General features: G+C 58.7%; 14 protein-coding genes. 5 read left to right on the plus strand and 9 right to left on the minus strand.

The window, feature by feature from the left end; all coding sequences use genetic code 11:
• Positions 1–21 precede the first annotated feature (21 nt).
• The 7 genes from CVU69_09675 to CVU69_09705 form a co-directional block, all read right to left on the minus strand.
• Complete coding sequence (locus tag CVU69_09675) at positions 22–1,062, minus strand: agmatine deiminase (GenBank protein ID PKN12004.1); 1,041 nt, start codon at positions 1,060–1,062, stop codon at positions 22–24.
• Positions 1,062–3,179, minus strand: coding sequence for a hypothetical protein (locus tag CVU69_09680; protein PKN12005.1), 2,118 nt, complete (start codon positions 3,177–3,179; stop codon positions 1,062–1,064). Before CVU69_09680 ends, CVU69_09675 begins: the two co-directional genes overlap by 1 nt.
• A 51-nt stretch (positions 3,180–3,230) precedes the next feature.
• Positions 3,231–5,330, minus strand: a complete 2,100-nt coding sequence (locus tag CVU69_09685; GenBank protein PKN12006.1) for a hypothetical protein — start codon at positions 5,328–5,330, stop codon at positions 3,231–3,233.
• Positions 5,331–5,353: 23 nt separating this feature from the next.
• On the minus strand, positions 5,354–5,902 hold the full coding sequence (locus CVU69_09690) for a phosphohydrolase (protein PKN12007.1): 549 nt from the start codon (positions 5,900–5,902) through the stop codon (positions 5,354–5,356).
• The gene (locus CVU69_09695; protein ID PKN12008.1) at positions 5,899–6,588 is read right to left on the minus strand and encodes a nucleoside triphosphate pyrophosphohydrolase; all 690 of its coding nucleotides are present in this window, start codon (positions 6,586–6,588) and stop codon (positions 5,899–5,901) included. Before CVU69_09695 ends, CVU69_09690 begins: the two co-directional genes overlap by 4 nt.
• An 80-nt stretch (positions 6,589–6,668) precedes the next feature.
• Positions 6,669–7,403, minus strand: coding sequence for a hypothetical protein (locus tag CVU69_09700; protein ID PKN12009.1), 735 nt, complete (start codon positions 7,401–7,403; stop codon positions 6,669–6,671).
• A gap of 190 nt (positions 7,404–7,593) precedes the next feature.
• Positions 7,594–8,706, minus strand: coding sequence for a hypothetical protein (locus CVU69_09705; protein PKN12010.1), 1,113 nt, complete (start codon positions 8,704–8,706; stop codon positions 7,594–7,596).
• A 280-nt stretch (positions 8,707–8,986) separates the two neighbouring features.
• Between CVU69_09705 and CVU69_09710 the strand changes: the two genes are divergently transcribed.
• Together CVU69_09710 and CVU69_09715 are read left to right on the plus strand one after the other, a co-directional pair.
• A complete protein-coding gene (locus tag CVU69_09710; GenBank protein PKN12029.1) occupies positions 8,987–10,168 on the plus strand; it encodes an aminoacetone oxidase family FAD-binding enzyme in 1,182 nt (393 codons plus the stop codon).
• Between the two features lie 24 nt (positions 10,169–10,192).
• Entirely contained in the window at positions 10,193–10,717 is a 525-nt protein-coding gene (locus tag CVU69_09715) for a zinc/iron-chelating domain-containing protein (GenBank protein PKN12011.1), read from the plus strand.
• Here the strand turns inward: CVU69_09715 and lon are convergent.
• Together lon and CVU69_09725 are read right to left on the minus strand one after the other, a co-directional pair.
• A complete protein-coding gene (gene lon, locus CVU69_09720) occupies positions 10,693–13,104 on the minus strand; it encodes an endopeptidase La (protein PKN12012.1) in 2,412 nt (803 codons plus the stop codon). The two genes, CVU69_09715 and lon, sit on opposite strands and share 25 nt — an antisense overlap.
• 79 nt (positions 13,105–13,183) lie before the next feature.
• Positions 13,184–13,666: a transcription elongation factor GreAB gene (locus CVU69_09725; protein PKN12013.1), complete on the minus strand. Its 483-nt coding sequence runs from the start codon at positions 13,664–13,666 to the stop codon at positions 13,184–13,186.
• 169 nt (positions 13,667–13,835) lie between these two features.
• Here CVU69_09725 and CVU69_09730 point away from each other — a divergent pair, with 169 nt between their 5' ends.
• Genes CVU69_09730 through CVU69_09740 form a run of 3 tightly spaced genes read left to right on the plus strand, consistent with a single transcriptional unit; the run spans position 13,836 to position 26,205 of the window.
• Complete coding sequence (locus CVU69_09730; GenBank protein ID PKN12014.1) at positions 13,836–17,423, plus strand: hypothetical protein; 3,588 nt, start codon at positions 13,836–13,838, stop codon at positions 17,421–17,423.
• Positions 17,420–18,007: a DUF1318 domain-containing protein gene (locus tag CVU69_09735; protein ID PKN12015.1), complete on the plus strand. Its 588-nt coding sequence runs from the start codon at positions 17,420–17,422 to the stop codon at positions 18,005–18,007. Before CVU69_09730 ends, CVU69_09735 begins: the two co-directional genes overlap by 4 nt.
• Positions 18,004–26,205, plus strand: a complete 8,202-nt coding sequence (locus CVU69_09740) for a hypothetical protein (GenBank protein ID PKN12016.1) — start codon at positions 18,004–18,006, stop codon at positions 26,203–26,205. The genes CVU69_09735 and CVU69_09740 overlap by 4 nt, the downstream gene beginning before the upstream one ends.
• The last annotated feature ends 165 nt before the right edge of the window (positions 26,206–26,370 follow it).

Below are 26,370 nucleotides of genomic sequence, written 5' to 3' on the forward strand. Positions count from 1 at the left end.
CAAATTTTCTTTACGACTTGCTTATTTGTCGCCGGTTAAAACTCCCTGAGGCAGCTGCATGGTGACGCAGTGCAGGGAACCGTGCTGGAGAATCAGGGGGGAGCAGTCGATTCCGATAATTTTACGGTCAGGGAAGGCCTGGGCGATGACATTCAGGGCGGTTTCATCTTGAGCACAATTATAGGTCGGGACGAGGACGGCACCGTTGATGATCAGGAAGTTGGCGTAGGTTGCCGGCAGGCGCTCGTTGCTCGGACCGTAGCATGCTTGCGGCCAGGGGAGGGGGAGGAGACGGTAGGGGCGGTCGTCGGCGGTGCGGAAGGAGCGGAGTTGTTCCCTCATGCGTTGCAATGCTGCATAGTGTTCGTCTCCGGGATCGTCACAGAAGACGTAAGCGATGGTGTCATTCGGACAGAGCCGGGCCAGGGTGTCGATGTGCGAATCGGTATCGTCGCCGACGAGATACCCATGCTCAAGCCAAAGGAAGCGCTGAGCGCCGAGTAATTGCCCGAGTTGCGCTTCAATCTCCCTTTGCTGCAGATGGGGATTGCGATTAGGATTGAGGAGGCATTCCGAGGTGGTGAGGATGGTGCCGGCGCCATCACTTTCGATGGCGCCCCCTTCGAGGATGAGGCCGACGACCTGCGGATGATTCTTGCCGAAGAGCCCGGCTTCTACGAGGCGGCGGGTGATCTGGTTGTCGTGATTGGCGGCGAATTTCAGTCCCCAGCCATTGAAACCGAAGTCGAGGAGGCGGAGACGATCTTCTTCCACGACGGTGATCGGTCCGAAATCACGGCTCCAGGTATCGTTGGTCGGCAGGTTGAACAAGGTCACCTGTTGCGGGTTGCCCCCGGCGGCAACGATGGACGGCAGAATTAATTCGCTCTCCGGTGCGACAATCACTACCCGTTCATAATGGCTGATGGCGGCGGCAATGGCAGCAAAGACCGGTTCGACCTTGTCGAGATCGTCACTCCAGTCGCTGTCAGCGTGCGGCCAACTGAGGAGGACACCGTCCTGTTCTTCCCATTCGGCCGGGAGTCTTCGGTTTGTCATCATTATATTCCTTTGTCCCATTCAATGGGATCCATTGGTCGGGGAGCTTGGACGGGGAGGAGGACGATCATTTTCTCCCCGACAACTTGTGGAGAAAAAAGCGCGAGTAGTTCAGCTTCTACGTCCATTCCCGCCGGGGCAAGCAAGGGCAGGGGGAGAGGGAAGATGTTAAGATGTTTGACGCCGATTTGCTGACTGACGAGAAGTCCCCAGACGGTCCGACCGTCGGCGAGACGGCGACCGAGGTCCCAGACCAGCAGAGAGCGTAAAGCCGCCGGGTCAGTCTCTGCCTCGGCGCGCACAAAGCTGAAATCCTGTCGCTGCCCCTCGACCAGTAGAGGAATGATCGTCGCTTCGTGCTGGCCTCGACCCTGGAGGAGATCGGCAAAAAGGGTTTTAAAACCGGCTAGTCCGACCTGTGTTGCCGGCCGCCATCCCGCCGCGAGCAGGCGCTGTTGCAGGGCAGTTTCATCTGCTACGACGATGAGGTTCAAGGGCCGTTGCGGATGTCCCCACAGGTTTTGCGTTGTTCGCGGCAGATCGGCAGAAAGTTCCGGGCTATCGGCAAGAGAGATGATTATGTGTTGTGCTTCGGCGCGATCCAGTGAGATGGCGCGCAGGTAGGGCCCAATCGAAGCGCTGACCATCACCGCTGTCACAATGACCGCTGGCAGTAAGAGCGTCAGACGGGTACTCAAGGTAAAATTGAAGGGTCGCCACCCCCGTTGCAGGCCGAAGCCACCATAACGAAAGCGGGTTTCACAGAGGGTGATCAGAAAGGTGAGCCACAAAGCGGCCAGAGTAAAGCCGGCCAAAACGTCGCTGGTCCAGTGCAGTCCCAGGTAGATACGGCTGAAGCCGACCAGAAGGACGACAAAACTGCCCAAAAAGACGAGCCCGATCCGCGCTCGCCAGTTGCGGGTCGTGCCGATAAGGAAATAGACGACCAGTCCGTAAAAGAGGAGGGCCGAAAAAGCATGGCCGCTGGGGAAGCTGGCACCGATCGTATCGAGGCCGGGAAAGAGCGGAAGCGGTCGGGACCGGGCAAAGATTTCCTTGGTCAGGAACACAAAGAGTTCGCCACCGACCAAGCCGAAGAACAGAATCAGTGCCGAAAAATCACGATTATTGATGATTAAGGTAAAGAGAGCAAAAGCGCCAAGAATGATCATCGCCTGGCTGCTGCCGATCCAGGTCAGCGCGGCAAAGAAGAGGTCGGTCCAGGGGTGATGGAAAATCGCCAGAAAATCGTAAAGCTGCTGGTCGAGATGGGTCAGGCCGCGGCTCACATGGATACCACGACCGAACCAGGCAAAGAGGGCCGCCAGGAAAGTACTGATGGTCAAGCCGACAGTCAGACAGATGCCGCTGGCATGTTCGGTGGTAAAGCGTTGGCAGAGAAAATGCCAAAGGTGGGGATGGCGGCGGCAGGCGGATTGAAAAGCCGGAGTACTCAGCAAATCTTGCCAGCGGGCGGCAATTGTTTCTCCGATTTGGCGACCAAGCTTGCCGAGCCAGGGGATGAGATAACGCCAGAGGAGAGCGTTGAGAATAAAGAGGACGGCGAGGAGGAGGATCAACAGGCTGAAGCGGCCGCTCCAGACCTGGACCATCTGCCAGCTGGCGCCACAGAGATAGCCGAGGCCGGGGTAAATGATCCCCCAAAGTATACCGCTGACTAGCGCATAGAGAGTAAAGGCGAAAGGATTCATCCGCGCACTGCCGGCGATGAAGGGGATGAACGGCCGTAAAAATCCGACGAAGCGGCCGATAAAGACACTTTTGCCGCCATGCATGGCAAAATAGAGTTGCGCCTTGTTGAGGAGGTTTGCACGGCGTTTGAACCAGGGACGCTGCATGATCGCGCCTCCGGCCCGGGCGCCGATGAGATAACTGATCAGATCTCCGGCGATGGCGCCGACTATATAGACACTGGCGAGAATGACAAAATCCCCCTTGCCGTTGGCAGCGAGAAAGCCGGTAAAGACGATAAGGACGCTCCCCGGACAGATGATGCCGATGAAGGCCAGCGACTCGACAAAGGCCAACAGACCGAGGAGGCTGTAATAGAGCCCGCCGATCGGAATCCAGTTGGTGAAATTGTTAATCCAGCCTTCCATAACAAAGCGATCCTTGAGTCAAGTTAAATGGCAAAGTGTACATGCCAGCGTTCAAAAAAAGTGGGCAGGGGGAACTGGATCCCCTTGGCTGGGGAGGAGGACGATCATTTGCCCGTCGGCAGCCTGTGAAGAGAAATGTGCCCGAAGTTCAGCTTCTTCGCCCGTCCCCACCGGGGCAATGAGGGGCAGAGGAAGAGGAAAGACATTGAGATGTTTGACGCCGATTTGCTGACTGACAAGAAATCCCCAGGCAATCCGCCCGTCTTCGAGACGGAGCCCCAGATCCCAGACCAAAAGAGAACGCAGCGAAGTCGGTTCAGTCACTGACGCAGCCTGCACAAAGCTGAAATCCTGCCGCTGCCCCTCGACCAGCAGAGGAACGATCGTCGCTTCATGCTGGGTACGACCATGCAAAAGATCGGCGAAAAGAGTTTTAAAGCCGGCAAGACCGACCTGTGTTGCCGGTCGCCACCCTGCCGCGAGCAGGCGCTGTTGCACTGCGGCTTCTTCAGCAACGACGATCAGGCTCAAAGGTCGCTGCGGATGCCCCCATAGGTCTTGCGTCGTTCGCGGCAGGTCGGTAATCAGGCTGGCTAACGACACGGTCTGCTGCAATCGGCCGGCGCGACCGAGTGAGATGGAGCGCAGATACGGATCAATGAGGACGAAAATCATTCCTGTCGCTATCAACGCCGCCGGAATCATCAGAAAGAGACGGGTGCGCCGCGAGAATTTGAAAGGTCGTATGCCGTGCTCCAGGCCAAACCCCCCATAACGAAAACGTGCTTCGCACAAGGTGATCAAAAAAGTCAGCCACAGTGCCGCCAGAGTAAAGCCGGCAAGAACATCGCTGAGCCAGTGGACGCCGAGATAAATACGGCTGAAACCGACAAGGAGAACGATAAAACTGCCAAAAAGAAGGAGGACGATCCGCGCGCCCCGCCAATTACGGGTGCTATCGATGAGGAAATAGACGATCAACCCGTAAAAGAGTAGAGCGGAAAAAGCATGCACACTGGGGAAGCTGGCGCCAGTAATGACAAGATCTGGAAAGAGCGGAAGTGGCCGGGGGCGGGCAAAGAGTTCTTTGGCCAGGACTGCAAATAGTTCGCCGCCGGCCATGCCAAAGATGAGAACCAGGGCGGAAAAATCACGGTTGTTGATGATCAGGGTAAAGAGGGCAAAGGCACCAAGAACAAGCATCGCCGGAACACTGCCGAGCCAGGTCAGGGTGGCAAAAAAAACGTCGGTCCAGGGATGGTGCAAAATCGCCAACAGTTCGTAAGTGCGCTGATCGATATGAGTCAAGTCGTTGGGAAGATGGATGCTGCGCCCGAACCAGGCGAAGAGGGCGGCAAAGAGGGTGCAGACGGTGAGGCCGATGGTGAGAAAGATGCCGGTGGCGTGTTCAGCGGTAAAGCGTTGACCCAGGAAGTGCCAGAGGCAGGGATGGTTACGGCAAAAGGATTGCACTGCCGGGGTGCCCAGTAATTTTTGCCAATACACTGCGATCTTCACCCCGGCCAATTGTAAGGTCTTGCCGAGTAGCGGGAGGAGATAGCGCCAAAGAAGGGCATTGAGAACAAAGAGGGCGGCAAGGAGCAAGAACAACAAGCTGAAACGGCCGCTCCAGACCTGCACCATCTGCCAGCTCGCGCCAAAGATGTAACCGAGCCCGGGCGAGGTAATCCCCCAGAGGACAGCACTGACCAGGGCGTACAAGATAAAGGCGTAGGGATTCATCCGGGCACTGCCGGCAATAAAAGGGATGAAGGGGCGCAAAAATCCGACAAAACGGCCGACAAAAACGCTCTTTCCCCCGTGTGCGGCAAAGTACAGCTGTCCTTTTTGCAGCAGGTTTTCACGACGTTTAAACCAGGGACGCTGCATGATTGCCCCCCCGGCCCGGGCCCCGATGACGTAGCTGAGCATGTCGCCGGCGAAACTCCCGATCGCACTGACAATGACAATAGTGACAATATCCCCCTTACCGTTGGCAGCGAGAAAACCGGCAAAGACAATCAACAGGCCGCCTGGATAAAGGATGCCGATAAAAGCTACGGCATCGACAAAACAAAGGAGTCCGATGATGAAATAATAGAGTCCACCGATCGGAATCCAGTTGATGAAGTTATTAAGCCAGACTTCCATGGCAAGGGATTCCTTGGATCGGATTAACTGGCAAAGCGTGCCTGCCAGCCTTCGAAAATGGCGAGATTACCGGCGCCGAAGCGCGCCACACTCTGGCGCACCCGCTCGACTTCTTTTTCACGGGTCAATTCCTGTTCACCCTTGGAAAAGAAAAGGTCGGCGTAAGCGATGATAATCTCTTCCAGCGTCTCGGGAATCATGTTGCGTAGCGGCAGTGGGAGGTGTTGGTCAAGAATGGCCGCGGCACTGAGGCCGACGCCGATATGGCGCTCACAAACCAGGGCATGACGGGGCCAGCCTTCAAGTTCAAGGATTTCCCGCCCCTTATAGCCGTGCGCGAGGTAAGGGAGATTACCATGGCAACCGATGGCAGGAGCCGCAACAAAGCGGATGCCGATATCATGGAGCAGGGCGGCTTCTTCGATAAAGGGCAGATCGAGTGTTTCACTGTGGGCAAGGCGGCCTGCCACTGCCAAAGCTTTGTGTGCAACTGCACGACTGTGGGTAAAGAGGATCTCCCGCGCCGGATCGCCGGGGGGATAATATTTTTCCAGTAAAGGCCAGGGATTCAAGCGTTTTCATCCCCGGTGTGAAAGTGGCGATGCGTTGCCCGGCGCAGCGCCCCTTCCGGGTCGATTCCACCGTCCCGAGCTACCGCGACCAGAGCAAAGAGGGCTTCCCCCAGCGCTTCGTCGCTCATCCCTGCATACAAAGCTTGAACTGTTGTTGCGCAACTGGCCAGATTCTCACTTGAATGTGGCCAGACCCTGCCACTGCGCGCACTCTTTTCGATCAGTTTCCAGGTTCGCGACAAAGCTGGAAGACTGCGCGGGATACTCTCCAGCAGCGTACGCTCGCTCTCTCCGCGCTGTGCCTTCTCGCCAGCCTTGACCTGCTCCCACTGCGCTGTCAAATCGCTCTGATTTTGCAGGGTGACATCGGCAAAGACATGAGGATGGCGACGGACCAATTTGTCGCTGATGGCATTGGCAATATCTCCGACATCGAAGGCGCCCCGTTCAGAGAAGATGCGGGCATGAAAAACCACCTGCAGCAGGAGATCTCCGAGTTCATCGCAGATCAGCGTCGGATCGCCGGCTTCGATCGCTTCAATCGTTTCATGTGCTTCTTCAAGGAGATAAGGGACCAGACTTTCCGGTGTCTGCTCCGCATCCCAGGGACACCCGCCCGGGGAACGCAGGCGATCCATAATTTCAATGAGACGCTGCAAAGCGCTCAGATTTTTGTCGAGGGTCATGATTTTCGTCCAAGGTTAAAATGAAGCTCTCTTTTAACGTAGCAGACAAAAAAGAGCAAGACCGCGAAGACACTCCTCGTTTATTGTTTTCTGTCTATTTCAGGAGAATTTAAAAGGAGACGGCCGTGTTCGATGAAGCTCTCGATATGATCGACAAGGACGGGGGACGGATTGCTGAAAACGACTCCGAAACCTTCCGGGAGAAAAGTCCTTTGCCGGTCCTTTCCTTGATTGAGCCAGGCTACGGACGACTCGCTACAAAGGTGTTCGGCACCGGGCCAAGGGAGGAAAAATCGCAAATGAATCAATTCACCTATTTTTAACTCTTCTGAAGTGCCGATAAACATTCCGTGGGGGCCGATATCTTCGATAGTTCCATAAAAATTTCCGGCGCTGCTGCGGCAATGAACGATTGGTCGGCAGGAGACCCGGGATTCACGCAACTCGATACTCCCGAGGAGTTTATGTCCCAAACTGACAAAGAGAGTCTGGTCAAGGGGTTTGCTCAGGATGTCGCTACACCCTGCCGCCAGACAGGCAACAGTATCCCAGGTCTGACCGGTGGTGATGAGGACAATTGGAATATTCCTGGCGTATTCGGAACTACGCAACTGCCAGCAGCATTCGACGCCACTTTTGCCGGGAAGATCCATATCCATAAAGATGAGCTGCGGATGATGTTTTTCTGACAACTGCAGTACTGACGGGCCATCTTCAGCGGTGAGAATCCACAGATCAAGATCTTTCAGGCAGCGCCGCATTAACTCCAGGCCGGTTTTTGTGCTGGATGCCAGCAATACCTTTGCGTTCGCCATCAAATGTCACACCATTAATAATTTAATTCAGTGAAATTTCCAAGTATCCCTTGCTGCGCCTGGGCAACATCTTTTTATTGTCACAGAGAATGGGCCTCTCTTCAAGAAGAAAGACCCGTCTCATTTGCGAGTATCAAATTTTCTCAACGAACACAGGGGAGCGGGAGGACGTGAGCAGATTGCTGGAAGTTTAGTTGACTGGCATATACGTCAGGCTGTCGACGGGGCTTATAAATTCTGCCCGGATGATGTTTTGGGAACCGTAAGGGATGCCGTAGAATTCATTACTTACAATATCCCCCATGACCCATTTGCCGATGGAAGTTGGCCCCACCCCTGGAATAGATGAACGGTATGCGGTTCCGGCGGCAGTATCTATCGTCAGGATATCAGAAGATGTGTACGGGACTGTGTAGATCTTGTGGTCCGGACCGAGGATGCCCTCTGACCACCCTGAGCCAGAAAGATTTGCCCCCATGGTGCTGAGAGAAGCTGTATTTGTGGCTGGATCGATAATCAAAATGGCAGGGGAATCGGAGTAAGGAATGGCATAAATTTTCCCGTTCGGTGCGAGAATCCCGTCCGCATATTTGTGTCGACTGGTAAGATCTGCTCCCATATTACTGCGGGAAGCTGTTCCGGTCACAGGGTTGATAATAAGGATGTTCTGCGAATCACGGGGAACGCCATAAATCTTGCCATTGGTCGCGAGGACTCCACCCGACCACTTATTGGTACCGGTCATGCTCGCCCCCATCGTGCTGCGAGTTGCAGTTCCGGACGCAGGGTCAATGATCAGGATGCTGGCTGAATCCCGGGGAATAGCATAGATCTTGTTATTCGCACCTAGCACCGCTCCCGCCCATTTTTCATGATCACTGAGATCCAGACCGAAGTCGGTTCGAAGGGCTGTTCCGGCGAGCGGGTCAATAATCAGAACATCTGGAGCGTTGAAGGGGATACAATAAATCTTACCATCCGGCCCCAGACATCCACTCGCCCACTTATTGGATCCGGATATATTGGTTCCCATCGTGCTGCGCGTGGCGCTGTTGGTTTTTGGGTCGATAATGAGGATATCCTCAGATTCGAAGGGGATGCCGTAAATTTTGTTGTCCGGCCCCCTGACACCGCCCCACCACTGACTATCTGTTCCGGGGATACTGGTGCCAAACTGGCCAATGGTGACGGAGAGATTTTTTGCAACCGGCGAGGTTACGCTGTCTTCTGCGCCATCACCACCGCCACAAGCAATCAGACTTAAAAGTGATATAAAACAAAGTATACCTGTTTGAATTTTCATCACCTTCTCCCGAAGTAATCAAAATTTACCCGTTTATCTCTATCTAAAATTAAACACGTCAATCTTCCGGATGCAATCATCTGAATGTCTGAAAAAAACAGAAAAAGGTTGGGGAGAATCTCTCCTTTGAAAGTTTGGGGAAGTTCTCCTCTTACAATAAAAATGAGTACGAACGAACGCCTGTCCCGCCGTCAACAACAGAGTTTTATATGGCACCGGTCGGCTCTCCCTGTTAATCTGAAAACAGGAGGTGCAGATGAAGAGTGAAGTAACCAGATCCATGAACAAAGTCGATGTCATCATTATCGGTGCCGGGGCCTCCGGCCTTTTTTGTGCCATGGAAGCGGCCCGGCGTGGCCGGCAGGTGATCGTTTTCGATCACGCGGCCAGTCCCGGTCGCAAAATTCTCGCTTCGGGCGGAGGACGCTGCAACTTTACCAATTACGAGGTCGATGCCGCTCACTTTCTCGGGGCTAATCCGCATTTCTGCAAGTCGGCCTTGAATCGTTACAACCAATGGAATTTTCTCGAGCTGGTCAATAAATACAAAATCCGCTTTCATGAACGAGAGCACGGTCAGCTCTTTTGTGACCAAAGTGCCAGCGAGATCCTGGCGATGCTCCTCGATCAGTGTCATAAAACCGGCGTCCACATCCTGACCAGCCAGAGCATTACCGATATCACAAAAAGCGGTGAAGGGGAGTTCGTCGTCAGCGCCGACCTCGTCGACTACGCCGCCGCATCGCTGGTCATCGCCAGCGGCGGTCTCTCCATGAGCAACCTCGGCGCCTCCGATCTTGGTTACCAGCTGGCAAAGAAGTTCGGGCACAGCATTGTCGCGACCCGGCCGGGCCTGGTTCCTCTGACCCTTAGCGCTCAGGACAAGGAACTTCTCACCCCTCTGTCCGGCATCGCCATCCCGGCCACGGTGACCTGCCGAAAGGTCTCTTTCACCGAAAATCTCCTCTTTACCCACCGTGGTCTGAGTGGGCCGGTGATTCTACAGATCTCGAACTACTGGCATCCTGGCGATCCGATCACTATCGACCTTCTCCCCGGCAGCGACCTTCTGGCAGAGCTGAAAGAGGCGAAGAAAAGTCGGCCACAGCGGCAGTTGAAGTCTCTCCTGCAGAAAAAATTACCGAATCGGTTGGTCACGACCCTGCTCAGCGAAGAATTGCTATCGCGCCCATTGCAAATTATTGCGCAGGATGATTTAGTCCCGGTCTGTCAGCAGTTACAACAGTGGACCCTCCGACCGGCGGGGAGCGAGGGCTACAAGAGCGCGGAAGTGACCGTCGGTGGTGTCAATACCGCTGAAGTTTCATCGAAAACCATGGAGAGCCGGAAGGTGGCCGGACTTTATTTTGTCGGAGAAGTTCTTGATGTCACCGGCTGGCTGGGAGGGTACAATCTGCAGTGGGCGTGGTCTTCGGGGTGGTGTGCCGGGCAGTATGTCTAGTTTAAGTGTCAGAAGGAGGATGCAATGTTTCGTTTAGAGCCCGGTGCGGCTGGCTGCAGCGCCCCGACGACTATCATCAACCGGGAGGTCGAAAAGCTGAAGCGGCGCGTGATCTGGTGTGAACGGGCCGGGGTTGAGCGCGGGCGGCAGGTCTCCTTCCTGTATCGCTGTGCCAACCGCTTCGGTCAGCGACTTTATCCCTTGTCCTTTTGCCACGGCGAGACCAGACTCTCTGTCGGTTGCAGCACCGGCGCCTGCTGCCGCTGCCGGCCCGATGTCTTCGCCGCTGAGAAGGAACTCCTCGACCTGCTGCCGCAACGCATCGACAACAGCGGCTACTGCCCCTTCTTCAATCTCACCCGCAAGAACTGCGGCATCTACGGCGTCCGGCCCTTGGCCTGCCGGATCTATTTTAACCTGGCTGTCTCGGCCCATTCCTGTCGCAACCCGAATGAAGCGACGCTGCAGCTCTTCGAAAATCTCAAGCCCCATCTTGAAAAGATTCTTGGCCCTTATATCGGCGGTTACTCCGCGAAGGCTACTTTGTAGACTTCGGCGTAGTCGCGGGCGAAGTGCACCTCGATCCCCTCCTTGAGATAATCCGCCAGTTCCTCAAAATCTTTACGGTTCCCTTCAGGAAAGATCAGCGTCGTCAATCCGGCACGGCGGGCAGCGATGGTCTTCTCCTTGACACCGCCGATCGGCAGCACCCGCCCGGTCAGGGTTAGCTCGCCGGTCATGCCGAGCTTGCTGCGGACCGGTTTGCCGCTGATCATAGAGAGCAGCGCGGTGGTCATGGTCACGCCGGCAGAAGGGCCGTCCTTGGGGGTGGCACCGGCCGGAACATGGAGGTGGACGAAGTTTTTGTCGAAGAAATCTTTGCTGGCGCCGTAGTCGGCGAGGTGGGCCATGACATAGCTGTAGGCGATCTCCGAACTCTCGACCATGACGTTGCCGAGCTGCCCGGTCTGCTTGAACCCTTTATTTTTGGTCGGCACCGCCGTCGCCTCGATCTGCAGTGTCGCCCCGCCCATGCTCGTCCAGGCCAGGCCGGTAACGACCCCCTGCACCCCTTCAAAGACTTCGTCGGCAGTGAAGACCGGCTTGCCGAGGTACTTTTCCACCTCGCCGCTGCTGATAATGATCTTGCTTTTGCTGCCGGTGGCAAAGGCCATTGCCGCCTTGCGCATGATCTTCTTGATGCGGTTCTCCAGAGTGCGTACCCCGGCCTCGCGTGCGTAGCCGTCGATAAGCGCTTCCAGGGCGTCAGGACGGATATCCACCTGCCCCTTTTTGAGACCGTGGTTCTTCAGCGCCTTGGGGATAAGGTAGCGCCGGGCGATCTCGACCTTCTCGGCGAGGATATAACCGGAGAGGCGAATGATCTCCATGCGATCCAAGAGCGGTGCCGGGATGGTGTCGAGCTGGTTGGCGGTTGCAACAAAAAGAATATTCGACAGGTCGTAGGGGACATCGAGGTAGTGGTCGCGGAAGGCACTGTTCTGCTCCGGGTCGAGGACTTCAAGGAGCGCCGAGGCCGGATCTCCCTGGTAAGAGGCGCCGATCTTGTCGATCTCGTCGAGCATGAGGACCGGATTGGCGCTCCCCGCGCTCTTCATCGCCTGCACAAACTTGCCGGGCATGGCGCCGATATAGGTGCGACGGTGTCCCTTGATCTCGGCCTCGTCGCGCATGCCACCCAGAGAAAAACGGTAGAAGCGGCGCTTGAGGGCATCGGCGATGCTGTGGCCGACACTGGTCTTGCCGACGCCGGGGGGACCGACCAGACAAAGGATCGTGCCGGAGATGTCCCCCTTCATCTTTCCGACGGCGATAAATTCGAGGATGCGCTCCTTGACGTCTTCCAGGCCGTAGTGGTCGCGGTCGAGAATCTTCCGTGCCCGCACCAGGTCATAGGAATCCTTGGTATTCTTCCCCCAGGGAAGAATGGTGAGCCAATCGAGGTAGCTGCGGGTGACGTTGTATTCGGCCGAAGCCGGCTCCAGCAAACGTAACTTCTCCATCTCGTCGTCGATGGCGCGCTGCGCCTCGGGGTTGAGCTTTAATCCCTTGAGGCGGGCTTGAAACTTCTCGATCTCACTGGTCTTCCCTTCCTTCTCCAGCCCTAACTCCTGCTTGATTGCCTTGAGCTGCTCGCGCAGAAAGAACTCCCGCTGTTGCGCCGAGACCTTCTCCTCGATCGACTTGGTGATCTTGCTCTGCAGACGGGTGACCTCCAGCTCCTTCTTCAGCAGCACCAGAACCTTATCGATCCGCTTGCGCACGTCGAAGGTTTCGAGGATCTCCTGGAGTTCCTGGCCGTCTGAGCTGGTGAGGTTGGCGGCAAAGTCGGCAAGACGCCCAGGATCGCTGAGGCTGGAGCGGCCGAGGAACATCTTGATCTCCTCGGAGTAAAGGGGGTTAATCTGCACCAACTCCTTGAGGGTAGTCAGAATCGCCAGAGAGTAGGCCTTGAGTTCGGGATTGTCGGAGAGTTCGGTACTGTGGTGATAGTGGACACGTGCGAAGAGGCCCTGCGGCGTTTCGATCAACTCCTCGATGCGAAAGCGTTCAACACAGCTCAGGACAAAATGGATTTCGTTGTCATCACTGTGCAGTATCTTGATGATCTTGCCGACCACCCCGACTTTGTGCAGATTGGCAGGGGAGTCCGGCGCATCGGGATCGACGACCAAAACCAGGCCGATGGCACGGGACGGGGCATCGAAGGCGCGCTTGACCATTTCCACCATCTCCTTGCCGGAGAGGGCAATGGGAGTGAGGATGCCGGGGAAAGAGGGGCGCGGCCGGATCGGCAATATCGGCAGGCCGGAAGGTAAAAGTTCGCTGGCAAGAACCAGATTGGCACCGGACTCGTTCGTACCTGCTTCGTCGGGGGCTTCTGTCTCATCCGTAATATTATTCTGTTCGTCCATAGGCTTTATCCTTTGCAGAAAGTTTCCTCAACTTAGTCACGCGAATAAGGCTTGTCAATGTACACAGTGTTAATAACCATCAGGAAACGGCGACAATGGTGAAGGTTTTCCGGGCGGCGCCGCTGCCAATCTGCAGTTCGTCACCGCAATATTTGCCAAGAAGGGCGCGTCCCAGGGTCGAATCCGGAGTGATGACAATGCACTCTTCATCTTCCACCGTCAACTTCAAGCCACCGGCGGCAGGTCCGAGAAAGAAGTGACGATAGCTGTTGTCCTCCGCTTCTACAGTGACCAGGGCCGTGAGGCGGAGCGGATCTTTGTCGCCAAAGGGACGCAGGACCAGACTCCGGTAGCTCTCCAGGGCACGGCGGATATCCTGAGCGCGATTGGCCTGACCTTGAGCGACATAGGACGCTTCCAGGGCCGTGGTATCATATTTGTTATCAGGCAGGCACTCGGCGTGCGTGGCCGCGGCATGAGCGGTCCGCGCTGCCCGGGTGAAGAGGGCGAGGTCGGCTGTCAGAGCTGCGATGATCTTCTCTAAAACTATTTCTTTGGTCACGCAATTCAATTCTTTCCGAAAACGGTTTAAGGGGAGGGGGAGGGAAGTTAGCAGAAAGGTCGACCACTTTCAATCGGAAACCAATTCGGTAAATTTCCGGAGTTCTTTTGCCAAAGTCTTTGTTTTGGTTTAAACTTCCTGAATCTTTTGATTGCATTGGGCGGACATTATGGCGTTGCGACTCCCGAAATTTGTAAGCAGGCACCTTGTTTCCCGCTGGCGTCAGTTTATAGCTGTCCTTTCACTCCTTTTACTTCTCGCTGCGCTGCTGTTTTTTGCCGCTCCCCAAATCCTTTCCAGTCACTCAATGCAAAATCGTCTCAAGTCGACTCTGAGTACCTCTCTGCAAGGAGCGGTCAACTGGGACAGCCTGCAACTCTCCTGGACGCGGGGCTTGCAGCTGCACAATTTCACCGTCGGGCCGACGAACGGGGCGTTGTATCAGCTGCGCCTTTCTGAAGTTGACTGCCGTCCCGGTATCGGCTTTGGAAGTGAACCCGCCGATACATTCGGACTGTCGCTCTTTTTACGATTGCATGATCTCCAGCTTGAACTCATATCTACAAGCAAAACAACAGAAGCACCACCTCCCACTCAGACAGAGGAGACGCCGGATCCCTTAACAACACTGGCGCAGGGACTCGAACGTTTTACCACTCTCAGTTGGCCCTTACCGATCGATCTCCGTGTCGATATTGCCGTCACTCCCGTCGTCGTCAATTACCATGATCCTGTCAGCAATCGCCGCTTCCGCTTTACTGAGGGTGAGTTGCAGTTGCGGATGCCTTCACTGGAGCGGGCACCTCTGACTTTCAGTCTGAACGGCAAGGTGGCAGTCGATGATCACCCTCTGGAAATATTACGACTGGCGACGGAGATCACCGGATTAACTGCCCCCACCGGGCGGATCGTTCCGGCAGGGGCGCTCCTTGCCGCTTTTGTCGACTTCCCTGGAGTCGATCTCAAAGCAGACGGTCGCCTTGATCAGGAACAAGGACTGCAGGGCACATTAAAGCTTGATCTCCCGCAGTTGCAGCAGTTCGCCACTCCCTTCCTCCCGTCAAATCTCCCCGACATCACAGGAACCCTTCTCGCCACTCTCCAGGCCCGGATTGACAACAAAAAGAATCTCGCCCTAAGCTGTACACTGGCCGGACAAAAACTTCAGGTCGATACTGCCGGCCCCCTCGATTTCGATCTCGGTCAGCAACTGAAGACGGATTTTCAGCGGCAGCTTGTGACTCTGGGCGGAGGCGTCTTGATGGTCCCCGGCCTCCTTGAAGCCAACTGGGAAGCGCGGGTCGAAGAGCCCGGCAGCCCGGAACGCCGGGTCAACGCAAAGCTGCACCAGCTCAGGATTGATCTTGATCAGGCTTTGGCCCTGGCTGCTCCGTTTCTCCCCCCGGATCTGCCGCAACTTTCCGGCGGAGAGTTGCAGTTACAGGATCTCGAACTGCAATTATCCGGTTCGCAAGGGGCAGGGGAGGTGCGGCTGACCAAGGGGACGGTCGATCTGCAAAGTTTGCGACAAGCTGATCTCTTTGTCGACGGGATCGCTCTTGCCACCAGTGATCTTATCATCCCGCTCAGCTCCTATTTTCCCGCCAGCGTTGCGGCGGGGATCGACTGGCAGGTCGCCAGTATTGACATGCGCGGCGCGCAGCCCCTGACTCTCACTGGTCTGGCGGGTTTTGGCAATCTGGCAATCGCAGCGATCAGTAAATCCAAAGGGGAGGAAAAGCTGAGCGCCAAGGGCCGTTTCGACCATAAGCTCGGTCTTAAGGGGGGGAAACTGGCTAAATTAGCGAGTCTCAGCACGCTTGCTAATGACCTGCAGCTCTCCTTTGCCCTGTTGCCGGACGGCAGAATCAGGGTGGAGGAGTTGGCGCTTATAACTGATATCGCTGCCCTCAATACCCCTGTCTCCGGCAAGGAGTTGCAGTCCCTCCCGCTCCGGCAAACGTTGCAAGTCGCGGGAGTGGAGTTGCGTCCAGGAGACACCATTCCTGTAGTTGAAAGTTTTATTTTTTCATTGGTTTCTCCGGAATTTGTTAATGTCACAGGTGAAGGAAGTCTGTCGAAAACGAAACTTCTGACCGTGAAAACTCAGATCAGACTGGAACTTCCCCGCTTCATTGCTTTCGCCGACCCGCTTCTGCCGGAGAAGCTGACAGCAAGCGGGTCGGTTAAGAGTGCGCTGCAGCTCACGGTCACCCTTCCGGAGCGTCCTCTTCCAGCCGGACATTCACCCTTGCGCAGTGCCAAAAACGCGTTAAATGCCATCCGAGAGTTGCACGGCAGCCTGGAGCTCGATGACGTTGAACTCCGCTTACCCCTCACCAATGGCAGTCTGCACCTCAGCGGCATGCAGACATCGCAACCGTTCAGTCTCCAGAGTAGCAATCATGGCGACAAAATCGATCTCGGCGGCGCCATTGCCTTTGATCTCCGTTCTGGCAGCGTTATCAACGGCCAGGTTCTGCCGGCTGAGCATGCCCGGATCAGTTTCAGCGGCGAAGTGCGCGACTGGGATCGCGCTTTCCTGTCCGAATCGGTACAGATCGAGCCGCTGGGTCTGGCACAACACAGTGAGTTGACCATCACCGGACTCGCCGCCCTCCTCGATCAATCCTTGCCACCGTCTCCGGCCACCCTGCTGCAGCGTCTGGACGCCACGCTCTTCAGTGAAGTCGACCTTCATCTCCGTCCTGCTGCGCCGCCGCTCCTCCCTGATCTGATCTTAACCGGCACCACGTCCGCCGGCACCCGTATCGATCTGAAAGGCGCTGATTTTTTACGACTGCATGCTTATGCCGATGCCAAAGAACTTGCGCTGACCATCCCTGACGGGCCGGAACTGCACGGGTTGCAAGCCCGTTTCAATCTCGATCGTACCCTGCAAATCAGCACGGCTACGACCCGAAAGGAACGCTGGCTCCCCCTCTCGACCAGTCTGGTTCAGCCACAGCCCCGGCCTCTACCAGCGCTGCTGGAAGGGGCACGTCGTCGCCTGCATGACGACCGGCGCGGCAGCAGTGGCGGCGAACGCTCCTTGACGATTCAATCGCTGACGCTCCCCGGTCTGTCTCAGCCGCTCACCATCCGATCCCTCGAAGCGGAGATCGTCACCGGACAGGAAGAGGTGGGAATGAACTTTCTCCAGGCAGAACTGCTCGGCGGCACTCTGCGCTCCCGCGCCCTCCTCGATCTGCGGCCCATCGTACCGGTTCTCAGCGCGGAAGCGCTCTTTACCAATCTCGACCTGAGTCGGCTTAACCGCGATTCTGCAGTGCCGGGGGCGATTGCCGGAGAGAGTTCGATCAGCGGCGAAGGCTTCCTCCGTATTCCGCTCCTTGAGAAACAGCGACCCCTTCTTGAGGGCATGTCCCTGTCGACTCGTTTACGCCAGATCGGTGCCAAAAGCTTTGATCGCATCCTTGCCAGCCTCGATCCCCATGAACGCAATGAAGCGATTCAGGCGCAGCGCAAGCTGTTGCGCCGTGGACAGCTGCAAGGGATCGAGGTCCTGGCGGCTGACGGGGCACTGGCGGTGAGCGGTGCAGTCAACGTGCAGGGAGCTTCCATCGCTCTCCCTAGAATTGACCGTCTGCGGCTCGCGGAGCTCCCCCTGGACAAGGAACTGGCACCGGTGCTGACTACAATCAGCGCCGCGCGCCCCCCCCTTGAATTCTTGCGTGCCGACACCATCGTTATTGATGCGCAGGGTGAAATTTCCCTGCGCAAGGAGGACCAATGAACAAGAAGCGCCTCATCCTCTCCCTCATCCTTCTCCCGCTTTGCGCCTGCACTCTCGCCAAGGTCGATGTCAATGTCGTCAGTGAGCGCACCTCTCTGGAGAATCAGGTTCTCGGCACCTACAACACCATCAGCGACGACCTTCTCCTCGTCGCCTCGGTGCGCGGTATCTCGCCAACAGGCAAGATTACCCCGGCGCCACAGCGGACGCCGGAGCAGGAAACGGCGGTGCGGGCGCTGGAGACGGTCTCCTTCCATGCCGACGACATCGAAACCTTCAAACGTCTCGGCTGGATCGGCGAGGGGCGCGATGGCCTTCTTACCGCCTTTCCCCGCACCCAACCCAAGGGGGGGAGCAGTGACCAAAACTTTGCCGCCACCTACAGTGACGGGGAATTCTCGGAGGTTCTCGATCAAGTCAACAAGGCCCGCGAAGTTCTGATGCTGCGGGTCATCCAGACCAACGAGAACTTTACCGTGCAGGATCTTCCTGAGATTCGCCGCGTCTTTGCCAAAATCAATCAGCAGAACAGCCCGCCCGGCAGCAAGGTACAGAAAGATGACGGCACCTGGGGGACACTGTGAGCTGGCGCTTCCGACCGCTGATGGCGGCAGTCCTCCTTTTCGTCCTGACCCTGACCGGCAGTGCCGGTGCAGCGACGCCACTGAGTGACGATCTTCTCGCCCCGAGTGTACCGCGGCCGGCGCCACGCGCCCGACCGGAGATGGTCGCCGAGCCGGTTCTCTTCACCGCCCGCTCAACCCTTTACGCCACCCGCTCCGAAAACGGCAGCATCGTCACCATCGAAACCGGGGAGCAGAGGGATGAACTCTGGCTCTATCCAGCCGGATATCCGCAGGTTCTGCCGCAACGGCTGTTGTCGGGAGTGGCGCGCCTGGCGATGCCGGCCTTGAGCCGCGATGGCCGTACCCTTGCCTGGATCGACAGCCGCGATGATGTCAAGGGTGATCTCTGGGTCCTCGATCTCACCCGCCCCGGTGCCGTACCGCGACGCCTCAGCGACAGCCGCAGCGAAGAGCAGGCCCCGGTCTTCAGCCGCGACGGCAGCTTTATTCTTGTCCATCAGCTCACCCCCGGATCAACTTTGCGACGCCTTGTCCGCTACGATCTTGTCGGCAGCGGACCGACGCCCCTCGCGATTAACATCGATGCCGCCTTTGCCCATCCGGCCCCGGACGGGCACTCCTGGGTCTTTGTTTCGCGCCAGAGCGATCCTGGCGGCGATCTCTGGCTCTGGGACGGAGAGCAGGAACTAACGCAGCTCACCTTCGGCGCTGCGGTTGATCTCTATCCCGTCTGGGAGGGAGTGGACACACTCCTCTTTACCCGGATTGCCGAACAGAGCGGGCGCGGCGAGATCGTCCGCCTGCATCTCAACCGCCGCGACACCTCCGGGCATCCGCGGCTCTTTCCCCTCACAGTGCCGGCGCTCGGGGCGTTGGCACCGTTACCGGTTGGACAGGAAATTTACTTTGTCGGCGCCCAACCCGGGGGAGGGCAACTTCTCACCCTGCCGGACGGCGGAGAGATCCCCCGTCTGCAAGATCCTGTTGCCCAGTGGCAGTTGGTGCAGCAGCTGCGCTTGCGCCGGCCAATCGATCTCCCGCATGTCCGCCTCGCCGCCTTCCAGGTTCTGGCGCAGGAGAAGGAAGCCAGCCGCTACGGAGCACAAGCGAGTCTGATCCTGATTGAACTCCTTGAAGCGGAGGGGGAAGAGCGCGCGGCCTTAAATCTGGCGGAGGAAGTCAGTCGCCGCTATAGCGCGCTGACACCGGAATCGCAACTCGCGGCTCTGTCCGGGCTCCGCCTCGAAGCGCAGCTGCGTTATCGCCTTGCCGCGGCCGGCGAAGAAGGTCAAAAAATTCTGAATGCCGCTGTGGTCGCCATCGACGCACAATCCGCCGGGGAGAATACGGAGCTGCGGGCGCGCGCCCTGATCGACGGCGGCCGGCTCTTGAGCGACTTCGCCAGTCGGGCTGCAGATCGCCTGTCGGCGTTGCAACGTTTCGAGCAGGCCATGGCCCTGCCGGATCTTAGCCGCTCGTTGCAGGCCGAAGCCTCCTTCCGGCGCGCCCTGCTGCTAACCCAACTGGCAGGCGGGATACGGGGAGAAGAAGCGCTGATCACGGTGGTGCAGGACTTCCCCGAGGAAGAGTTGTGGGCGGAAAAGGCAGTTTCTGTCATCCTGGCAGGCCGCACACCCGCAAACGGCGGCAGTGCCGAACAGGGCCGCCAACTCGCCGCCCTGGCGGAACGCTATCAGTTGGAGCTGCCCCGTCTGGCGATGGGTGCCTGGAATCGCATCGGCGATCTCGCTTATGCGGCAGAGGAGTGGAGCCGGGCGCGCGCTGCCTACCGGACCGTCCTCGACAGCTTTCCGCCCCTCCTCACCCCGACCGCTGCGGCGCGCTTTGCGCTGGCCGAGCTCCTTTACCGTGAGGAACGTTATGGTGAAGCCACGGCGCTCTACGAAGTACAGATGGGGGAGGTGCCGGAAGAGACGGCGATCTACCAGCTTGCCCGCGCCGCCTACGTCCGCAAGCGTCTCGCGGCCGGCGAAAGTCTTTATCGTCGCGGCGAAATCGCCACGGCCCGCTCGACTTTTCTCGACCTCATCCGCTACGAAGGACGCAGCCTGCCGGCACATCGCGGTTATATCAAGGCGGTAGCAGCACAGGGGCAGGCAGAGGAGCTCCTCCTCCTTTACCGAAAACTCCTCCTGCAATACCCCGATGATCCGATCCTCCTGTACGGCGCTGGACTTTGTGAAACCTATCTCCCCGGTCGCGACCACCTGCGTAATGCCCGGACAGTTTTAGAGCGCGCCTTTGAACGGCTGCCGGCTTCGCCCTATCCGGCCCAGACGCTCGGGTACATCGCCGAGGTGGAGGAGACGGTTTATAACGAGGTCGGCGGACTCGAGCGGGCACTGAGCCTTTATCGCCGTGCCGCCCTGCTCAACCGCGATGACCTCGATCCGGATAATCGTGCCAACCTTGAACTCAATCTCGGCAATGTCGCCTTCCTCCTCGGTCGCAACGCCACGGCGCAGCAGCACTACCAGCAGCGGCTTGCCGCCAACCAACCCTTCGACAACCCCGAGACCGAACTCCTCTTTCAGCGCCGTGCCGGGGCGGTCGCCTTTCAGCTCGGCGCCAGTCAAGAGGCGATCGCCCGCTACGCGACTGCCCTGCAGCTCGTCGAGGCGCGCCTCGATCCGAGTCGTCCCCTTGAGGCCTTTGGCAAGCTGGCGCGTCGTATCAACGAACGCCTCTTCAGTCCGGAGAAGGGCGCTCCGCCTGCACCGGCTGCGGCGCTGATCGCGCAGCAGGCCATTGCCGCCGAACTCGATGGCCTCGGCGCCACCCCCCCGGCAGCGCCACCGGCGGCGGAGTGGGAAAAGTTCAGCACCGCCCTCCGGACTCTCCTGCAGCGGGAAGAAAAGTTGATCGCCGCTGCCACGAACTGGCATCCGGAGGGGAAGACCTATCAGGCCGAACTGAAGAGCCTGATTCGCCGGGTCAGCGAAGAGCTTGATGCTGTGCCGCGTCTGGTCGAGACCCAGGCGGAACTCCATGATCGTCTCGGCCTCGCCAGCCTCGAAGCCGGCGAATTTGCCACCGCCGGACAGCACTTTGTCATTGCCTTCGATCTCAATCTCCGCCTCGGTCGTACCGACAACCTCGTCCTCAATCGCCGTTCCGGAAGCATTGCCGCTTATCAGCAGGCGCAGAGCAGCCCGGGGGAGGAGCGCATTGCCTTGCTGACGACCGCCCGCAGCGGTTTCCTGGAGGTCCTGCAGCTGGTCAAGAAGTATCCGCCCAGGTCGAAAAAATCAAAGGGTCAAGGGGGCGGATTGCTCCGTCTCAAGCTCGATTATGCCCTCGACCAGGCGGGGGCGACGACTGCCGCCTTCGGCTTCAGCGCCGAACAGGAACGCCGGCTTGCCGAGACCTATCTGGCGCGGATCAGCGCCGAGCTTGGTGATCCGGTCACGGCGCTGGTGATGCTGCGCCGGCAGCTGGCGAATTACCCGCAAGAGATTACCAGGGTCGCCCCGGGCGATCGCTTCGGCCTCGGCCTCCTCAGCCATCGCGTTGCCCACCTCGAACATGCCCTGGCGAACGATGCTAGCGCAGCAGCGGATTTTCGCCGTGCCCTCCTCGTCAACCTCGCCGAAGGGAGTCCGCTCAGCGCCGCCATCAACCTCCGCAACTGGGGCTCACTCCTCGATCCGCAGGGGGCAGGGGTGGCTGACGACTTTCTCCGCCGCCAGGCGGAAGTGGCCACGCTCTTTGCGGCGCAACGAAGTACGGTGCCGGTCGGGAGTGAAGCCCGCATTTACTTTGACAGCAGCAGCCTGATCCTGCGACTTGCCAACGCGGCAGAGAATCCCGTGCAACGTTCCGCCCTCCTTTACCGGGCTCTTGCTCTCGGCGATCAAGCTTTGGCGCTGAATAAGGGGGAAGGGAAGGGGGAGAAACGGGAAGAGTTGACGCTGCACAGTGCCGTCCTCCTCAATCGCGCGGCGATCTGCAGCGCTCTCGATCTTCCTGTTGCCGCGACCAGCGCCTATCACGCAGCGCTGCAACTTGCCGAGACCGGAGAGTTGGCAGCGCTGCGCTGGCGAGCCGAGGCCGGACGCGGCGACTATCCTGCGGCGTTGCAACACTTGCAAAGTCTCGCCCCCCATGATTTTGATCTGCAAGCCGGCGAGCTCTTTGTCCGTTTTGCTCCGGAACTGCAACGCCTCGCCGCTGGCGATAGCCGGCAGGCTTTGCAACTGACGGAACTACTGAGTGAGATCGAGCGCGTCCAGCTCCTGGCGCCGCCTCTTCTCTCCCTGCACGCGCCGGGCGTGGCCGACACCCTGCGCGCGGCCGCCCCGCATCTGCGCCTCAAACGCGAGCTGCAAGGGCAGCTCAGCGCGGCTCGCCCGGTCGATCGCGACTATCTGCAACTCCGTCAGCAACAGGAAGAGACCCTCCTGATCAACATCCTTGGGAAACTACCGTCAATTTATGGCGCGCTGCCGCCGTCCCTCCTCGATTATCTCGCTGCCGCTCTGATTACCGGAGCAAACAAAGAGGAAGTGCACACATTACGCGCCAAATTTATCAATCGCTGTCAAGCCGGGGAGGGGGGATATTTCTGCACCCTCCTGCTGCCGCAAACGGTTGAACTCAGTCAGCTCGACATGCTCCTTGAAGGACGCGAGGTCCTGCGCCCGGTCGCTTTGGGAAATGATCGCTGGCTCCTCTTGACCTTGACCAGTGATGGTGAGGTGCTGAGCGAGACCCTGACCACGCAGCAACTGCAACAGCGCGTTATCGTCAATCCGGGGGCGATCCTGGCCAGCGAAGATCAGCAGCCTTTCAGGGACAACACCTTCCTCACCCGCAGCCTCAGCCTGACCCATCTCTGGCGTTCTCTTGAAGCGCGCCAGCCCTTCCGCCAGAATATCCTCGACCCGGCGGGTTGGTGGCCGATCCAGCCGCCCTTTGTCCCGGTGCAGGGGACTTCACTGGCCGAGGCGCTGCCCCAGGCCCATACCCTGGTTCTTCCCGCTCGCGCCGGACTCCTTGTCGAGCCGCCGACCGGGATCACCGGCACCGCTTTGCCGCGCTTCTCCTACAGCGGGGCGGGTGGCGAGCGTTACCCCCTCGATCTCACGAACGCAGTCAGCCTCGCTCTGGTCGTTGCGCCGCAGGCCGGTCTACAGCAGAGCTACACTCTCGGTCACCTCACCGCCCTGACTGGCGTCCCCTCCCTCCTCATCAGCGATGGTACGCCGGCCGGACCGGCCTTCAGCGCCAGCTATGCGCAATCCTCCCTGGGTGACGCCGCGGCTCAGCTCCCAGCCGGCTGGTTCCTCCTCGGCGACTGGGGCCTCGATGCCGCCGCTGCGCAGCAGCTGGGTCGCAGTCGGTTTGTCGAAGTCGGCAAGGCCGGGCTTGCCGCCCAGAAGCAAGGTCAGCACCTGCAAGCTCTCGCCTATTTTGAAGATGCCCTGGCGATCGCCGCGACCGATGCGAAGTTAGCGGCCCAGATCATCCCCCTGCTCAGCCTCGCCCGCGAGAGCGCCTTTGCCGCCGGCCAGCTGGAGCGATCGATTGCGCATGCCGCGCAACTGGTGGCCGAGATCGAGAAGAACGAGCCTTATTCGGCGGCGCATGCCGATGCCCTCCTTCGTTACGGCCTCCTCTCTGGCCGCGCTGAACGTTACAGCGAGGCCGAAAAAGCACTGCAGGAGAGTGTCGCCACCTTCGCCGATCTCGGTCTGGTCAAGAAACAGGCCGCCGCCCTGAGCGGTTTTGCCCAGGTGCAGGAGAATGCCCTCGACTACAGCCGCGCCGGCACCCTCTACAGTGAAGCCGCCGACCTGCGCCAGCTCCTCAGGGATGATCTCTCCCTTGCCGATCAGTACCGCAACCTCGGCCGCCTTTATGACCTGCGCCTCTCCCGCTATGCCGAAGCGGAACGCTACTACGCCAGGGCGGTCGAGCTTTACGCAGCGCAAGGGGCGAAACGGCTGGAGGGGGAAGCGCTGCTGGAACGCGGCCGTACCCGGCGCCTTCTCGGCGATTTCAAGGGCGCCGATGCCCTCTACGAAGAAGCGCTGCAAAAGCTTGGTGAAGGGGAGGGAAGAAGCCGAGCGCGCGTCACTCTCGAACAAGCGAATAACGCCTGGTTTCAGGGACGTTATCAGGAAGCCTTTGAGAAGAGGGATGAAGTGGAGAAGGCGGCGAAGAGCGGGGGGTGGAACGGCGAACTGGTGATGGCGAAGAATACCGGCGGTCTGATCTGGTCGACCCTCGGTGACCAAAAGCGCGCCCTCGTCGAACTCCGCGCCGCCCTGCTCCTTGCCGAAGCGCTGCCGAACCGTCAGGATGAAGTCGCCACCACCCTCAACAATATCGGCCTGGTGCAGCGGGAGTCCGGCGACTATAGCGGCGCAATCGCGACACTGGAGCGGGCCCTCGCCATCGACCAGAAGATCGGCTCGCGCTGGGCCATGGCCTACGATCTCCGCAACCTCGGCCAGTGCCTCCTCCGCCTCGGCCGCCCCGAGCCGGCGCTTCGTCACTTTGTGGATGCCGAAGGACTGGCGACAGCGATCGGCGATCAGGTCAATCTCGCCAAGATCCTGCTGGCACGGGCCGATGCCGAGCTGCAGCTGGGGCGTCTGGCAGATGCAGAGCGCAGCTACCGGCAAGCCCTAGCTATTGCCGACCGTCTCCTCCTCCCCGAGGTGCGCTGGCGCGCCCTCTACGGCCTGGCGCAGGGGGAAGAGCGCGGCAAGAGAAATGACGCAGCTGTTGAATTTTATCGTCAGGCGATCGCCACCATCGAAGAGTTGCGGGCGACGATCCGCCTCGATCAGTTGAAGGACGGCTTTCTCAACGACAAGGGGGATGTCTACGCCGGCCTGGTCAGCCTCCTGGCCGGGCTCGGCCAAGGCGATGAAGCCTTTGCTGTCGCCGAGCGCTCGCGGGCCCGTAACCTCATCGACATCCTCGGCCGCCAGCGCCTGTCGCTTGCCGGCTCCGTCGATCAGGATCTCTACGACCGCCAGCTGCAACTCAAGGAAGGTCTGCGCGAGCAGGAGCAGTTCCTTGTCCTCGCCGCGACCCCGGCCGAACAGGCCCTGTATCAGACCGCCCTCGACAAGCTCCGCGCCGATTATCAGGATCTCCTCCTCGAGATCGAGAAGGAGCGGCCGGAGCTCCTCGCCCTGGTCAAGGTCGACCCCTTAACGCTCACGCAACTGCGCGCCCTTCTCGAACCGGGGATCGTCCTCCTCTCCTATTATCAGCTGCCGGATCGCACCCTCTGCTGGCGCATCGACCGGCAGGGGACGACACTCTTTACTCTGCCAATCAGCGCTGCCGAGCTCACCGCCAGCATCGACAGTTACCGGCGCATGCTGCAGAACCTCGAACCGCTGGAGAAGCTCTCCACCACCCTTTATAACCAGCTCCTGGCCGCGCCGCTTGCCGGGGGAGGGGAGATCCGCGCCCTCGGCATCATCCCGCACGGCTCCCTCCACTACCTCGCCTTTGCCACCCTCAGCGATGGCCGCGATTATCTGATCGAGCGTAGTCCCCTCTTCCATCTCCCGGCCGCGTCGGTGCTGCGCTACACCCTGCAACGCCGCCCGCAGGAGAAGAATCGCAAGGTGCTGGCGATCGGTAATCCCGATCTTGGCGACAAAGCTCTCGATCTCCCCTTTGCCGAGCGGGAAGCCGCGACCCTGCGCTGGAACTATCCGGATCTCACCCTCCTCACTCGCGAACGCGCCACCGAGAGCTGGGTGCGGAGCCATATCCACGAATTCGGCATCATCCATCTCGCTTCGCACGGCGAGTTCGATCCGATCAACCCCCTCTTCTCCAGCGTCCGTCTCGCCCGCGATCCGGCCAATGACGGCCGCCTCGAAGCCGAAGAGATCTTCGGCCTCGACCTCCAGGCCGATCTCGTCGTCCTCAGCGCCTGCCAGACCGGCCTCGGCGATCTGCAGCGCGGCGACGATGTCGTCGGCATGAACCGTGCCTTCCTCTTCGCCGGCACCCATGCACTGTTGTCCAGCCTCTGGCGGGTCAGCGATGTGGCGACGGCGATCGAGATGAAGCAGTTTTATCGGGATTACGGCAAGATGAATAAAGCCGAGGCGTTACGCAAGGCGATGCTGCATGTGAAGGGGAGATATCCGCACCCCGGTTACTGGGGGGCCTTTGTGCTGACCGGCGATTATGAGTAGGGCGATCTTCCGGGATCGGCTATAAGGAATCAATAATTTCGCCAGGTTTTACCGATGAAATCGTTGACAGCCGGGGAGGGGATACGGTACAAGTTTGACTCTTTTTAATGGATTGAATTGCATTTTGATGGGGCAGGGATCAAATGTATCATAACCGGAACTCAC

It is taken from the genome of Deltaproteobacteria bacterium HGW-Deltaproteobacteria-4, assembly GCA_002841765.1.
Lineage (GTDB): Bacteria > Desulfobacterota > Desulfuromonadia > Desulfuromonadales > UBA2197 > UBA2197.